This is a genomic window from Pseudoalteromonas sp. NJ631, from assembly GCF_000276645.1.
In the GTDB taxonomy this organism is placed as follows: domain Bacteria; phylum Pseudomonadota; class Gammaproteobacteria; order Enterobacterales; family Alteromonadaceae; genus Pseudoalteromonas; species Pseudoalteromonas piscicida.
On sequence record NZ_AKXJ01000010.1, the window covers coordinates 26,014 to 40,207 of the forward strand.

Below are 14,194 nucleotides of genomic sequence, written 5' to 3' on the forward strand. Positions count from 1 at the left end.
CTTAACCTAATTGTTGCAAAAAAATAGAGTCAGATATGCGAACGTCTGTTCTACTCCTACTAAGTTTTTGTTTTTTATTCCTTTTAGATTCAAACTGCGCAAATGCCGGGCAATTAACAGTGCTAGATGGCAGCGGCAAGCCCTTGCAGCATGCCGTTGTTGAATTGACGGACGAGCCTGTCGAGTCAGCAGCAAAAGCAGTGGCGGTTATGGATCAAATCAATAAACAGTTTGTTCCTTTCATTCTTACCATCCAAAAAGGACAATTGGTTAATTTTCCCAATAGCGATGATATCCGTCATCACGTTTATTCGTTTTCTGCGGTAAAACCTTTTGAGCTAAAGCTATACGCTGGCACGCCAAATCAACCGCTTAAGTTTGAAAACGCTGGTGTAGTGGTGTTAGGTTGTAACATTCACGACTCTATGGTGGGCTATATTTACATTGCAGATGACAAGCAAGTATTGGTATCTGATGCGAATGGATTGGTGACTTTGCCGAATTCTACAAAACAAGTAACGGTATGGCATCCTTATCAAGATAATGACATAGATAGTCGGCAAACCGTACAAATAGTGAACACAACGGCGCCAATGTCCGTAACAATAAAAACAACTTATCCAGCGCCGCGTAATACCTTTGGCGAGCGCTTTGGACAACATGAATGAATAACAGCTTTAAAAATAAAATAATTAGTCTCTGTATTTTGCTTATCCTTGTCACGGCGGGGATGAGCTTGGCAAGTTTTTGGTGGTCCACAAGTAAATTCAATGAAGCGCAAGTGCAAAGAAAAATTCAAGTGGCACAAAATGTTTATCAACAATATTTAAAAGCGCGAGAGCAGCTATTGGTTACCGCGGCGACTGTACTGACCGCTGATTTTGGCTTTAAACAGGCGGTCGCGACAAGAGACGCACAAACCATCAGTAGTGTGTTGCTTAATCACTCTCGCCGTATTGATGCCGACTTAATGCTGCTGCTGGATGTGAAAGGCGACCTGATCTCCGCAAACAGAGAAGGACTCGACTTCCCGAGCGATACCAGAACTTGGATGCAAGCGTTGCAAAGCCATACCGACCACTCAGCTTTTGTGGTGCTTAGTGGGCAGTTGTATCAAGTGATTATTTTGCCTGTGCGCGCACCTAGAACGATTGCATACTCAATTATTGGCTTTGAGGTTGGATCTGCTGTGGCGCTAGAGCTCAAAGAGCTGACAGGAATGGAAACGAGCTTTGTTGGTGCCGCTGATAACCTAAAAGCAAGTTCGCTGACTACTCTTGCACTTGGTGGTGATTTATTTACTTTCTTAGCGGCGCAAAAAACGACACGGTGGCTTAACCAATATCCGGTATATGAAAGTGCAGAGGTGAGTTTACCTTCTCTTGCAAGTAACCCGGTGAGTTTGGTACTCAGTGCGGATTTAACTACTCAGTATCAAGAATTCGATAAAATGGTGTTGACCATTATTTTACTCTCCCTAGGTACTATCCTTATTGGTTTTATCACCAGTGGTATTGTTGCCAAGAATCTTACGACACCGCTTAGTAAGCTTACTGAGTTGGCAAAACGCTTTGCTAAAGGGGATTACTCAGCCAAGCTAGAAGAGGCTCGACCTACCCAAGAAATTTGCCAGCTCGTTGACGCTTTTAATGATATGGGCGAAGACATTCAACAGCGTGAAGAGCAGATCCGCTTTCAAGCCAGTCATGACCATTTAACTGGATTTTTTAATCGTAATGCGGCTTTGGATAAACTACATAGTATGCTCAGCAGTGGTGCAGAGTATTACTTTATTGCCATAGACATAAAGGGATTACGCCATATCAATGACAAGCTCGGCCCTCGGGTAGGAGATGATTGCATTAAAGCCGTGGCGAAACGGATAGCGGAGATCAATACAGCAGAAGGCGGATTGAATGTTAGGCTTGGTGGTGATGAGTTTTTAGTTGCACATCCAGCGAGTGCGTGTGCCGATCCGCAAAGTGCTGTGCTTGGTATTGTTGAATGTGCTGAGATGCTAAATCAAGGCCTGAGCAAGCCCTACACTGTGCAGGGATTAGATATTTCGCTTCACTTTAGTATCGGCGTAGTGCATTACCCCAAACAAGCGCATACTCCCGAGGATGTTGTTCGCCGGGCTTTGATCGCAGTTGATACTGCAGCGCACGATGGTCATGATGTTTACTACTACCAATCAGGTGAAGATGAAGCCCACCTAGAGCGCCTGCAAATTATTGATGAACTAAAACACGCTATTGCCAACGATGATGGTCAGCTTTTTATGACCTATCAACCAAAGCTAAATATGAAAACCAATCGTATCGATAAGGTTGAGTCTCTCATTCGTTGGCAACGTAAAAATGGCGAATGGGTGTCGCCCGAACTATTTATCGATCTTGCCGAGCAATCAGGTTTGATTGTTGAGTTAACTCAGTGGGTAGTAAAGACTGTGGTGTCACAAGTTGCTAATTGGGTACGCCAAGGTGAACGCATCAAGGCGGCTATTAATGTATCGGCACAAGACATCGCAGATAAAAACTTCTTGTCTCATCTTAAGACGCTACTAGATACATATAACGTCAAACCTGAGTTGATCACCATAGAGCTTACTGAGCGAGACATGATTGAGAATGAGGAAAAAGGCATTGCGGTTCTTCAAGCGCTCAAACAGCTTGGCGTGCAGGTCTCGCTTGATGATTATGGTGTGGGTCAAACTTCCCTTGGTCGATTAAAAATGTTGCCTATTGATGAGCTGAAGCTCGACAAGGTATTTATTTTAAAGCTCGCTCAATCGGAAAAAGACCAGTTTATTGTGCGCTCCACCATCACGCTTGGTCACCAACTTGGTTTTAGCGTGGTCGCGGAAGGCGTTGAAGACAAAGCATCGCTTGAGCTACTTGAGTCAATGCAGTGTGATTATGCACAAGGTTACTATCTAAGTAAGCCACTCAAAGCCGCAGACTTTGACCTGTGGTTGGGGAGGTATAATGAAGTGGGCTAATGTTTTTACCGTGTGCTTAATAGTGTGCGGACCAACTTACGCCGCAACAGGAAAGTTACTAGCGACTCCCGGGGTGTCACAGGTTGAGGGTAGTGCAGGTGGTGGCATTGTGCCGTGGGCGCAGCTTGCAGGATATGCTTCGGAAGATGAATGGGCGGCGAGCGGGTTTTGTAGCCGAGCTAGCCTGAAAGACTACCAGCTCGATGTGTGTGGCGTTCAAGCCAACTTATTCAACCGCGTAGAGTTAAGTTTCGCTCGACAAAGCTTCGATGTGGATGCGCTTAATCTTGATATTGAGCAAGATATTGTCGGTGCCAAGGTGCGGCTATATGGCGATATCGTCTACAGTAAATATCCACAATTGAGCTTTGGTATTCAACATAAGTCTTTGGATGATGCTACGGTTGCCAATTTGCTCGGCGCTGAAGACGACTCAGGAACGGATTATTACTTAGCTGCAAGCAAACTGCATTTGGGCGCTGTAGGCGGTTATAACTGGTTCTGGAATATTACGATGAGACATTCTCGGGCTAATCAACTTGGCATACTAGGTTATGGTGGAGCTAACGACAGTGCGCCTTGGCAACTAGAAGCTAGCAGTGCAGTGTTTTTATCTAGGCATTGGGCTGTCGGTGCAGAATATCGCCAAAAATCCAACAACCTTGGACTTGGTGAATCAGATTGGAAAGATGTTTTTGTCGCTTGGATCCCGAATAAGTCAGTGAGTGTGACGGCGGCATGGCTAGACCTTGGCAAAATCGCAGGGCAGCCTTCTCAAACGGGTTGGTATCTATCTGTTACGGGGTATTTTTAAATGAAATGGCTATCACTAACGGCAATCTTGCTTTTCCTCGTGGCGTGTAGTGCTTCAACTCCACAGACCTCCCTATATGAGCAAATAGGGGGCAACGCCGGCGCAGAAAAGCTAGTAGACGCGTTTATTAAACAGATTGGCAATGATGACGTTATTTTACCGTATTTTAGAGAGTCCAATGTTAGGCACTTTCGTGAAGGGTTTATCACTCATCTGTGCGATACCTTAGATGGCCCTTGTGATTATGAAGGTGATAGCATGGTGCAGATCCACACCGGCATGGCTATTAGTGAGTCTGACTTTAATCGAGTGGTTGATCTCTTGATCAACGCAATGAATGAGGCTGGGATTGCTCACTCTGTACAAAATCAAGTTCTGGCCCGCTTAGCACCGATGCGAAGTGAGATAATCAAATTATAATCAACATCTACACTTTTTAACTTTATTTACATTAAATTATCATACTTTGAGTCGTAAAATTCCTAGGTATCAAATTGGTACTACACATTTATATATAAAAGGAGTTTTACATGAAGTTTAAATCTATCATGCTTATATGCTCACTGGGCGTTAGCATATCTACTTTTGCGGCAGAGCAAATTGATTCAACTGTTAATTTAGCTGGTACAGGTTCGAATTACGATTTCCGTATAGGACTACAAGCTCTAGATGATCGTGGCAGAGACCCTGGTGCTGTAGAGTATACTAAGTATCTTTCTGCAGGTTCTAATGTTCAGTCTGATTGGGCTGTTGATCGAGATGCATATGACCCCGATGCATTACGTTTACACTTATCTGTACTTAACCAGATCCCGACAAACCGTGATTTCCGATTAGCTATCCAAGCTGCAGACCGAGGCGGCCGAGGTGATTTTGGATACTGGCAATACACTCCTTGGGCGAGTGAAGGTGGTGGTTGGTCTGGTATGGCATTTGATACAGACCGATTCGACCCTGATGCTTTTCGCATTCGCATCGAAACCAGAGTTTGGAACAGTAGCCGCTCTTTAAGCGATTTTCGTATCGGCTTGCGAGTATCTGATAGGGGTGGGCGAGAAGTTGGGAACTCGACGTTCACTCCATGGGCTTCCAATGGTGGTGGCTGGACTGATTTAGCGACAGATAATGACGCTTATGACTTTGATGGTTTTGAAGTAAACCTAGAAGTCAGACAGTACTAAAAACACCGTATAACCAAGTTGTTTCGCAGAAGTGACTTGGTTATAACGTTTCACACTTCTTTAAAAGCCAATCAAGTAAACGCCCAAAAGCGTCATATCGTTGTAAGAAAATCAATGAATGCTACAATCACATTCTACCTTCGGTACTTATAGTTCATAAGATTAGAAGGCGCTGTTGATACTTCATATAGTGTTTACACATAAACTTATTAACGAATGAAGAGAGCCAAGTTGAAAAAAGTTATCACATTTGGAACCTTTGATGTGTTCCACGTTGGTCATGTCAATATTTTAGAGCGAGCGAAAGTACTGGGTGATTATCTCATTGTGGGGATCTCGTCGGATGAACTTAACTTTTCGAAAAAAGGTAGAAATCCAATATACTCAATAGCAGATCGCCTAAAAATCATTAGCTCATTGCGATTTGTAGATGAGGTGTTTGTGGAAGAATCTCTGGAGCTAAAAGCGCAATATATCAAAGACTTTGATGCCGATATTCTGGTGATGGGTGATGATTGGAAAGACAAGTTCGATATATATAAAGATATCTGTGATGTGGTTTACTTGGAGCGCACCCCATCAATTTCAACAACGGAAATAATAGAGGTCGTACGCAGACCCGAAGGAAAGTAATAGCATGAAGCATGTGGTAGATAGGGAATGGCTCTTTGCAAATCTTGGCAAAGTGAAAGTATTGGATGCTGGCATTGTGAAACCGGGGCAGTCAGGCCCTTATAACGCCCCTGCAATCATTCAAGGCGCGCTGCGTTTTGATATTAGCGGTGCGCTAGCTAATCCCCATGCTACATCACCCAATATGTGCTGCAGTCCAGCTCAATTTCAAGCAGAAATGCGACAGCTTGGTATCAACCAACATGATGTGTTAGTCGCTTACGATGATAAGGGCATATTTAGCGCTGCCAGAGCTTGGTATATGCTCAAAATGATGGGTCATAAACAAGTGTATGTACTGGACGGCGGATTACCTGCTTGGTGTGAAAAACAATACCCTTTGAGTCAAGCGTACGCGCAAGTCCAACAAGCAGGAAACTTTGTCGCTGCATATGATGAAACAGCATTTGTTGATAAAGCGGCTGTGCTTAGTAATATTGACGCTGAACTGAGTTGCCTATTCGATGCTAGAGGTGCAAAGCGCTTTACTGGTGAAGAGCAAGAACCTCGTGCAGATATGCGCAGCGGTCATGTGCCTAAAAGTAAAAACCTGCCATACACGAGTTTGTTAAATGCCGATGGTTGCTTTAAACCACTCACTCAGCTTGAAGTGTTATATAGCGACTTATCAAAGGACAAAACTAAGCCTCTGATATTCTCTTGTGGCTCAGGTGTTACAGCTTGTATTTTAGTGCTGGTGGCTGACGAGCTAGGTTATAAAGATTTGACGGTATATGACGGCTCGTGGAGTGAATGGGGCGCTGATCCCGATGTGCCCGTTGAAACAAATTAATCCACTATTTAATATGAAAAAGGTGCCAATGGCACCTTTTTCACTTGTGAAGCGAGCTATTTTCTCGCTTCAAAATAGATCACTTATGATAAGCAAGGCACGCTTCAACTTCGCGCTTTGAACCTAAGATAACACCAACGCGTTGATGTATTTCTTCAGGTTGAATATCCAAAATGCGTTCACGACCAGTGTGGGCAATACCGCCAGCTTGTTCGATAAGCATCGCCATTGGATTGGCTTCGTAAAGTAGGCGAAGTTTAAATGGCTTGTTGGGATCTTTGCGATCTTCTGGATAAGTGAATAGCCCGCCACGGCATAATACGCGGTGAACATCGCCAACCATTGCCGCTATCCAGCGCATATTGAAGTTTTTACCACGCGGTCCGGTTTCACCTTCAAGTAGATCGGCAATGTAGTTTTGCATTGCTGGGGTCCAGTGGCGTTGGTTTGAAGCGTTAATGGCAAACTCTTTGGTGTCTTCTGGAATGGCTGCAAAGTCTTGCGTGAGTAGGAAGCTACCGTGAGTTTTGTCCAGCGTAAACAAGCGAGTTCCCTTGCCTGTTGATAGCGCTAACATGGTTGATGGGCCATATAACACATAGCCCGCTGCTACTTGTTTATGACCCGGCTGCATAAAAATAGCAGGATCGCTAGGATCTGAGCCTTCAGGGGCTTCCATTATAGAGAAGATAGTACCAACTAGTGAATTAATGTCGGTATTGGATGAACCATCTAACGGATCGAAAGCGACAATATAGTTCGCTTTTGGATTGCCGGCGACGGTGTAATCTTCTTCTTCAGAAGCGATAGCTTTGACATAGCCAGATTCAAGCAAAATATCTTTCAATAGTTGATTTGAAAGTACATCGAGCTTCTTTTGCGTTTCACCTTGAATGTTCTCATCTAAGGTTGAACCTAATACACCTGAAAGTGCACCTTGGCCAACACGGAACGATATTTCTTTACATGCCGCGAGAATGGTTCGGATTAGAGAAACCAACTCACGAGAACAACCATCTTCAATTAACACCGGAGGGAGTCTACGCATTTTTTAAATCCTGATCACCTTGTGTTTATGGCAATAAATAGTGTGAGAGGTGCCATAAACAGCGCTGTAATTCGTCTTGAAAGACTGTAAATTGTATACGATTTCATATACAACTGGGGTTCAGCCTCAAAACCATAAATAACAAAGAGCAGCCATGAGAAAAATAACGTGCTTCACTCAAACTGTATCCGCTTTGCTACTGTGTATGATAACCCAAGCACACGCAGCAATTAAGTCTATTGATGAATTTACTGCCAGTTTTAATCATCATCCCGGTTTTTACGCGTTCTATAGCGATGATTCGAGCGGCAAACTGTACTTAGACATCGACAAACTAGACGCCCCCTTCTTATTACAGCATAGTTTACCTTATGGTGTAGGTTCCAATGATATCGGCTTAGACCGCGGGCAGCTAGGCGGTACGCACTTAGTTCAGTTTGAACGTTTTGGTGATAAGGTCATGCTGCGTGCTATCAACACGTATTATCGCGCAAGTGCGAATAATATGGCCGAAAAGCAAAGCGTTAAAGAGGCTTTTGCTTCAAGCATTCTACATGGGTTCAACGTGGTCGCAGAAGATAAAGACAGTGTATTGGTTGACTACACGCCTTATCTACTCAGCGATGTGCATGGTGTTTCTCGCACGTTGGCAAATCGTAATCAAGGTAGTTTTAGCTTAGACTCAAGCCGCAGTGCTGTGTTTATGTCGCGTTCAAAGGCATTTGTTAAAAACACAGAACTTGAAGCCGTATTGACTTTCAAAGGGACAAAGCCAGGTGAATATGTACGTCAGGTGAGTGCAGATCCTTATGCGCTTACAGTACATCAGCACCATTCTTTAATTGAGCTGCCTGACGATAACTACCAGCCACGTGCATTTCATCCGCAATCGGGTTATTGGAGTATCGAGCATAAGGACTACTCAGCGCCGCTTGGACAGTCAATGTTTGTGCGTTATATCCCACGCCACCGTTTACAGAAAAAAGACCCAACTGCACAAGTCTCGGAGGCCGTAGAGCCAATTGTTTACTATCTTGATCCTGGCGTACCTGAGCCGGTCAAAACTGCATTACTTGATGGTGCTAAATGGTGGGATCAAGCATTTGAAGCTGCTGGCTACAAAAATGCGTTTCAAGTCAAAGTACTTCCTGATAATGCCGATCCTATGGATATTCGCTATAACGTGATCCAGTGGGTTCATCGTGCTACTCGTGGGTGGTCATACGGCGCGTCGGTGATTGACCCTCGTAGCGGTGAAATTTTAAAAGGTCACGTGACGTTAGGTTCGTTGCGTGTCCGTCAAGATATTCTTATCGCCGAGGCACTTTCTGCGCCGTTTGTTGAGGGTAATGAGGTGACTGAGCGACTTCATGCTATGGCGCTAGACCGTATTCGTCAGTTGAGTGCACATGAAATTGGCCACACGTTGGGCATTGCACACAACTTCTCAGCGTCGGTAAAGGATCGCGCGTCAGTCATGGACTATCCTCATCCGCTGGTAGGATTTGAAAATGGCCAACTGGATATCACTAAGGGCTACGCAAAAGGCATGGGCGCGTGGGATACGCAAGTGATTAAATATGGTTACAGTGATTTCGGTGGTGCTGATGAAGCCACTGAGCTTGCAGCTATTCTTGCTGAGAATAAGGCGCAGGGGCTTGAATTTATCTCTGACTCTGATGCAAGAGCGCAGGGCGGAGCACACCCAACGGCGCACCTTTGGGATAACGGTGCGGATCCTGCTGCCGAATTACTGCGTGTGTTGGATGTGCGCAAGCAGGCGTTGAATAACTTTGGTATTCACAGCATTCAAAAAGGAGTTGCTCTGTCGCAGCTAGAGGAGAAACTGGTACCACTGTATCTTTTCCATCGTTATCAGGTTGAAGCCGCAGTAAAATTGATTGGCGGCGTGGATTACGACTATGAAGTTCGCGGTGATGAGGTGATAAAAGGCGCGAAAGTCGTGGCTAAAGAGGCGCAGCAAAATGCGGCCCATGCGCTTTTGAGTACGCTGTCGCCTGCGGCGTTGACTATTCCTGACTCTATTTTGGCGTTAATACCTCCTAAGGCTTACGGTGAGTACAAAACTCGCGAAAGTATTAAAGGTCGAACTGGACTAACCCTAGATGCGATGGCATTACCAGAAGTCGCCGCACAGCATAGCCTTGACTTGCTGCTTAATCCACAACGATTAAACCGCCTTGCACAGCAGCATGCACGTGATACTCAATATTTTGGTACACAGGCACTTTTAGAGGCTTTATATCAGCAGGTATTTGCCCAGTCAGGCAGCAAAGGTATGGCTCAAAAGCTACAGCAACGAGTGCAATACCTAAGTGCAACTCAGCTTGTAAAACTGAGTCACAACGATAAAGTCGCACCTGAAGTGCAGGCGCAGTTAAAGTTTTATTTAGCAAAAGTTGCGAAAGACTTTAATCAGTCGTCGGTATTTAGCGATGTTGCTTTTGAGCAAGCGTTTAAACATATGCTCGCACAGCAAATTAATCACTATCTAGATTCAGGAGAGTGGCCTGAAAGCTTTAAGGCGCTTGAAATGCCGCCTGGCTCACCAATCTAGTCTTTAAAGCAAAGCTGAAAAAAGGGCGCTCGAGGGAGCGCCCTTTTTAGTTATAATTAAGCAAAGCAACTTTCTCTTATTAGCTGCTTAATAATATCCTGACTTGGCTGGATTTTTTCCATTGCTAAAAACTCGTTGGGTTGGTGTGCTTGATTAATCGAACCCGGTCCCATAACGATAGTTTCGCAACCTAGCTGCTGTAGAAATGGTGCTTCGGTACAATAGTTTACAGCAATTGCTTGTTGTCCTGACAGGCGCTCAGCCATTTTCACCAAAGCAGAATCCGTTGAGCCGGTAAAAGCCGGAATGGGTTCGTGCATATCTATAACCGAGACACTATTCGGATAATGTGTATTGATGGGTGCTACAGCTGCCGTGAGCATGGCTTGTAATTCTTTGATGCTCAGACCAGGCAAAGGGCGCATATCAATATGTAGTTCACAACAGCCACAAATACGGTTGGCATTGTCGCCACCATGAATGTGCCCAAGGTTTAAAGTTGGGTAAGGAATAGCAAAATGTGGCGTTGAATATTTATTCTTTAATTCTTCTCTTAACTTTAATAAATTTGCAATCACCTGATGCATGATTTCAATGGCATTTAAGCCGCGCTCTGGATCTGAGCTATGACCTGAGCGACCAACGATGCGGATGGCGGTCGTCATATGGCCTTTGTGGGTAAATACTGGCACCATATCGGTGGGTTCACCAATAACGCAGCGCGCCGGCTTCAAGCTTGGATGTTTTGCGATTTCCTGAGCTCCAGCCATAGTGGTTTCTTCATCGGCGGTGGCTAAAATCATGATAGGAGCATTTTGCTGTAATTCATCAAGCTCTGAGATTGCATTCAATACGAAAGCAAAAAAGCCTTTCATATCAATACTTCCAAGACCATATAATTTATTATCTTGCTCGCTTAATTTAAAAGGATCGAATTGCCAGCGGCTATCGTCGAAGGGAACGGTATCCGTATGGCCGGCCAACATTAACCCACCATCGCCACTACCTCGCCTTGCAATTAGATTATATTTTCCTTTTGCATGTTCAAGCTCTGTTACTTCAACGGTAAACCCTAACGTTTCGCACCACTGCGCGAGTAGATGGATCACATTCTGATTGCTCATGTTGAGACTTTCTTCTAATGCACTGATAGATGGCGCGGCGATCAGTTGCTGATACATTTCCATAAAAGCGGGCAATTTCATAAAAATTCCTAAAATACTTATTCAAAGTTCTTGCATAAAAATATAAAGATGTTTAGAGTGAATATCAATTCACTTTTTTAGCATAAATATATTTTGGAACAGCAATGCGACGATTTGACTTCAACAACTAGCAGAACCAATCCAAATCAAACTTTTTTAATCTTGAGAACACTATGTTGAAAGTATCTATAATCGGAGCGAGCGGCTACAGTGGCACTGAGCTTGCTAAGCTGGTTGCCAAGCATCCTGCCTTCACACTTGCGCATTGCTTTGTATCTGAGCAAAGCTTAGACAAACACAAATTCATCAGCGATTTATATCCAGAATATTCGGGCTTGCTAGATATTGAGCTGCAACCCTTAAATGAGCAAGCTTTTTCGTTGATAGAGCAATCGTCTGATTATGTGTGTTTATGCACGGATCACAAGGTTAGCGTAGAACTTGCACCGGTATTTTTACAGATGGGCAAACGGGTTTTTGACCTATCTGGAGGTTACCGTTTATCTAGCAATGAAGACTACGAAACTTACTACGGTTTTTCTCACCCACATCAAGACTGGTTAGCGCAAGCGCAATACGGGTTAGCTGAATGGTATGGCGATGCTATTAAAACGGCAAAGTTAGTGGCGGTCGCGGGCTGCTATCCGACTGCGGCACTCAATGCACTTAAGCCATTACAACAAGCTGATCTGATAACAGAGCAGCCAGTTATCATCAATGCTGTTTCTGGTGTTACTGGCGCAGGTAGAAAAGCGAATGTCGCCACACATTTTTGCGAAGTATCTCTTGCACCATACGGTTTGTTTACGCACAGGCATAGTCCAGAAATAGAAAAATACCTTGAACACCCAGTGTTGTTTACGCCGCATTTAGGGAATTTTAAGCGTGGTATCTTGGAAACGATCTACGTCACTCTGAAAGAAAATGTCACGCTAAATCAAGTCGATGCCGCTTACCAGGTGCTTGCCAATGAGCCGCTGATCAGGTTAAAGGGGAGTCAACTTCCATCAATCAAAGCCGTTGAAAATCAACCTTTTGTGGATATTGGTTGGCAGCAAAAGGGCAATCAACTGATCGTGGTTGTCGCGATTGATAACTTGCTTAAAGGGGCTGCAGGCCAAGCATTACAGTGTATGAACTTGGCGGCGGGACTTGAGCATTATCAAGGTTTAGGAGTATCAGCATGAGCAAACAAACTTGGGTGATAAAACTAGGTGGCGCGGTGTTGAATCAAGAGGGTGCAGCGCAAGCATTGTTTTCAGCTATCAAGCAAATTCAACAGGATGCACCACACAAGCAGTTTGTGATTGTTCATGGTGGCGGGGCGCTGGTTGATAAGTGGCTGACCGATGCCGGTTTTGCTACTGCAAAACATCAAGGACTGCGGATCAGTCCGCAAGAGCAAATGCCCTATATTGTTGGTGCACTTGCAGGCTGTGCTAACAAGCAACTGATGGCGGACGCCATTACCGCCACGCTCAAGCCCGTTGGGCTGTGCTTATATGATGCAGGGTTTACCACAACTCAAAAACTAAAAGCGCTTGGCCGTGTGGGTAGCTGTGAAGCGAGTGAAGGTGGCATGCTTGAAACAGTGTTGGAGTTTGATAGGTTGCCTGTTGTTAGTTCAGTAGGTATTGGCGCTGACGGCCATTTATACAACGTGAATGCCGATGAAGCAGCAGCTGCTATCGCCAGTAAACTTGGTGCAGAACTTATTTTTATGACTGACGTTGAGGCGGTACTTGATGGCGATAAACAGCCATTAAATCAACTTAACGCGGAACAGATTTCAACGTTAATCGCGCAAAAGGTCATTCTGGGCGGGATGGAGGTCAAAGTTAAGACCAGTCTTCACGCTGCCCAACACTTACGACGAGGGGTGTACATCTCTAGCTGGCAAAAGCCAGAAAATTTAATTGCGTTGCTCAATGGTGAGCACGTAGGTACACAAATTCTGCCGTAGGAAAACATCATGACTAAACATTTTTTAACTGGTTTGGAATTAGACCAAACTAACGTTTTAAACTTATTAAAGCTTGCAAAAAATATTAAAAATCAACCGCAAGAATATAACCAAGCCTTAGCTGGCAAGTCGATTGTCACGTTATTCGAAAAGCCGAGCTTAAGAACGCGGCTATCGTTTGATATCGGTATCCACAAATTAGGCGGCCATGCTGTGTATTTAGATCAGCAAAATGGCGCAATGGGGGCGCGTGAATCCGTAAAAGATTTTGCGCTTAATATTTCGACTTGGGCCGATGGCCTTGTGGCTCGTGTAAATCATCATAGTACGCTTGAGACGCTCGCTGAGTTTTCGTCTGTGCCAGTTGTGAATAGCCTATGTGATTTATATCACCCTTGCCAAGCGTTGGCTGATTTTCTCACCTTATTTGAAACTTACGACGATGTCAGTCAGATCAAAATCGCTTATCTCGGTGAAGGCAACAACGTAACACATTCATTGATGTTGCTTGCGGCAACATTAGGTACTGATTTTGTGGCGGTTTGTCCTAAAGGTCATTCTCCAGATGCACAAATTGTAAAGCAAGCTGAACAAATTGCAGCGGTAAATGGTGCCTCAGTTCTGGTCAGTGATCGGGTAGAAGCGGCGGCTGGCGCCAATGTGCTCTACGCTGATACTTGGGTTTCGATGGGGAATAAAACGCCAATTGAACAGGTGAAAGACACCTTTATGCCATATCAAATCAACCAACAATTGGTTGAAGCGTGTGGCGCACAAACCATTTTGCACTGCCAGCCAGCACATCGTGAGTTTGAAATTACTTCCGAAGTGATGGACGGGCCAAAGTCAAAAATTATTCAACAAGCTGAAAACCGCATGCATGCCCAAAACGCATTGCTGGTATCGCTGTTAAACAAAGATTACGTTTGAGGTTAAAGA

13 protein-coding genes are annotated in these 14,194 nt (G+C 44.5%); 11 read left to right on the forward strand and 2 right to left on the reverse strand.

The window, feature by feature from the left end:
• Nucleotides 1-35: 35 nt before the first annotated feature.
• From A587_RS0116020 to A587_RS0116050, 7 genes are all read left to right on the forward strand, one after another.
• A complete protein-coding gene (locus A587_RS0116020) occupies nucleotides 36-668 on the forward strand; it encodes a methylamine utilization protein (protein WP_010374271.1) in 633 nt (210 codons plus the stop codon).
• Nucleotides 665-3,001 carry a putative bifunctional diguanylate cyclase/phosphodiesterase gene (locus A587_RS0116025; RefSeq protein ID WP_017218411.1) on the forward strand — a complete coding sequence of 779 codons (2,337 nt, stop codon included), beginning with the start codon at nucleotides 665-667 and terminating at the stop codon, nucleotides 2,999-3,001. Before A587_RS0116020 ends, A587_RS0116025 begins: the two co-directional genes overlap by 4 nt.
• Nucleotides 2,988-3,815 (forward strand): DUF3034 family protein, encoded by an 828-nt coding sequence (locus A587_RS0116030; protein ID WP_017218412.1) that lies wholly within the window; start codon nucleotides 2,988-2,990, stop codon nucleotides 3,813-3,815. The genes A587_RS0116025 and A587_RS0116030 overlap by 14 nt, the downstream gene beginning before the upstream one ends.
• Nucleotides 3,816-4,235, forward strand: coding sequence for a group I truncated hemoglobin (locus A587_RS0116035; protein WP_017218413.1), 420 nt, complete (start codon nucleotides 3,816-3,818; stop codon nucleotides 4,233-4,235).
• Between the two features lie 110 nt (nucleotides 4,236-4,345).
• Nucleotides 4,346-4,996: a hypothetical protein gene (locus A587_RS0116040; protein WP_017218414.1), complete on the forward strand. Its 651-nt coding sequence runs from the start codon at nucleotides 4,346-4,348 to the stop codon at nucleotides 4,994-4,996.
• 231 nt (nucleotides 4,997-5,227) lie between these two features.
• The gene (locus tag A587_RS0116045; RefSeq protein WP_017218415.1) at nucleotides 5,228-5,629 is read left to right on the forward strand and encodes an adenylyltransferase/cytidyltransferase family protein; all 402 of its coding nucleotides are present in this window, start codon (nucleotides 5,228-5,230) and stop codon (nucleotides 5,627-5,629) included.
• Between the two features lie 4 nt (nucleotides 5,630-5,633).
• Nucleotides 5,634-6,461 (forward strand): sulfurtransferase, encoded by an 828-nt coding sequence (locus tag A587_RS0116050; protein ID WP_017218416.1) that lies wholly within the window; start codon nucleotides 5,634-5,636, stop codon nucleotides 6,459-6,461.
• Nucleotides 6,462-6,540: 79 nt separating this feature from the next.
• Here the strand turns inward: A587_RS0116050 and A587_RS0116055 are convergent, their stop codons facing one another.
• Entirely contained in the window at nucleotides 6,541-7,509 is a 969-nt protein-coding gene (locus A587_RS0116055; RefSeq protein ID WP_017218417.1) for a class 1 fructose-bisphosphatase, read from the reverse strand.
• A gap of 154 nt (nucleotides 7,510-7,663) precedes the next feature.
• On the opposite strand from A587_RS0116055, the gene A587_RS0116060 reads away from it, so the two are divergent.
• Nucleotides 7,664-10,087 (forward strand): zinc-dependent metalloprotease, encoded by a 2,424-nt coding sequence (locus A587_RS0116060; protein WP_017218418.1) that lies wholly within the window; start codon nucleotides 7,664-7,666, stop codon nucleotides 10,085-10,087.
• Between the two features lie 56 nt (nucleotides 10,088-10,143).
• On the opposite strand, the gene argE is transcribed toward A587_RS0116060, so the two are convergent.
• Nucleotides 10,144-11,292 (reverse strand): acetylornithine deacetylase, encoded by a 1,149-nt coding sequence (gene argE / locus A587_RS0116065; RefSeq protein WP_017218419.1) that lies wholly within the window; start codon nucleotides 11,290-11,292, stop codon nucleotides 10,144-10,146.
• A gap of 176 nt (nucleotides 11,293-11,468) precedes the next feature.
• Between argE and argC the strand changes: the two genes are divergently transcribed.
• Genes argC through A587_RS0116080 form a run of 3 tightly spaced genes read left to right on the forward strand, consistent with a single transcriptional unit; the run spans nucleotide 11,469 to nucleotide 14,185 of the window.
• Nucleotides 11,469-12,479 carry an N-acetyl-gamma-glutamyl-phosphate reductase gene (gene argC, locus A587_RS0116070; protein WP_026001021.1) on the forward strand — a complete coding sequence of 337 codons (1,011 nt, stop codon included), beginning with the start codon at nucleotides 11,469-11,471 and terminating at the stop codon, nucleotides 12,477-12,479.
• Nucleotides 12,476-13,255 (forward strand): acetylglutamate kinase, encoded by a 780-nt coding sequence (argB, locus tag A587_RS0116075; protein WP_017218421.1) that lies wholly within the window; start codon nucleotides 12,476-12,478, stop codon nucleotides 13,253-13,255. Before argC ends, argB begins: the two co-directional genes overlap by 4 nt.
• A 9-nt stretch (nucleotides 13,256-13,264) precedes the next feature.
• On the forward strand, nucleotides 13,265-14,185 hold the full coding sequence (locus A587_RS0116080; RefSeq protein ID WP_010374249.1) for an ornithine carbamoyltransferase: 921 nt from the start codon (nucleotides 13,265-13,267) through the stop codon (nucleotides 14,183-14,185).
• Nucleotides 14,186-14,194: the final 9 nt, after the last annotated feature.